This is a genomic window from Xanthovirga aplysinae (genome assembly GCF_009711365.1).
In the GTDB taxonomy this organism is placed as follows: Bacteria; Bacteroidota; Bacteroidia; order Cytophagales; family Cyclobacteriaceae; genus Xanthovirga; species Xanthovirga aplysinae.
The window spans coordinates 1-992 of sequence record NZ_SMMB01000288.1; the positions used below are offsets into that span (position 1 = coordinate 1).

At 33.4% G+C, this 992-nt stretch carries 1 protein-coding gene; it reads left to right on the plus strand.

The window, feature by feature from the left end; all coding sequences use genetic code 11:
- A partial coding sequence (locus E1171_RS00785; protein WP_187696135.1) for a carboxypeptidase-like regulatory domain-containing protein occupies positions 1-992 on the plus strand: 992 nt, incomplete at both ends.

Consider the following 992-nt stretch of genomic DNA (forward strand, 5'->3'; position numbering starts at 1 on the left):
TGGCCAAAAAAAAATCTTACTTACTTATTTTATTTCTCCTGTATGCCTTAAAAGGTTTTTCTCAAGATGATAAATATTTAATAACAGGACAAATATTCAACAAGAGCACTAATGCCCACATAGAAAAAGCAAGCATCTATATTATAGATATTAAGAATAATTTGGTTGTTGGTGACACGGAGTCTGATAGTTCTGGAAACTTCCAAATCTCTTTTGACAGGGGAAATTATATGCTCTCGATTAGTTATAAAGACTTTGAAATAATACTCACTTCCATAGACTATTCTAAATTTAAGGAGAATACCTTAAATCTGGGGAAAATACAGCTAAAACCTATGGCTGAAATTAACCTTGATGAAGTTGTTGTAACTGCTGATGATTTTTCGATAGAAAATAAGAAAGGCAAAAGGGTTTATCATATTGGTAATAAGCTGAAGGATGTTGCCGGTTCAATGTCCAATTTGTTGAGTTATCTTCCTTCCATTTATGTTGACATTGACGGGACCGTTCAACTACGAGGTAAAGATCCTATTGTAAAAATTAACGGAAGAAACTCCAATTTGTCAAAATCAGAGGCCCTTCAAATGCTGCCTAGTGATATGATAAAACGAATTGAAGTGGTGACCAGACCATCGGTAAAGGATGGTGAGACCAAACCAGTAATTAATATTATCACCGATCGAAAACGAAAAGGATTCATTGGTGGGGCCAATTTGGTACTTGGTTTACCAGAAACGATAAAGAGTGGTATTCATTTAGCTTTGAACAAAGAAAAAATAAATGGATATGGCTTGTACGGTATTAAAAAGGAATATGATATTTCTAGCTCAAAAGAAGAGTCACTAAGAAAAATTGCTGACAATGAATCTGATTTGGAAGTTGAAACTAACGATATAAGTGCCAGCCTCCTAAATCAATTTGGTGAATTACAATATGAGTATTTACCAAATGAGAATAGTGAACTTATTGGTAATGTCTCCATATTTAATATT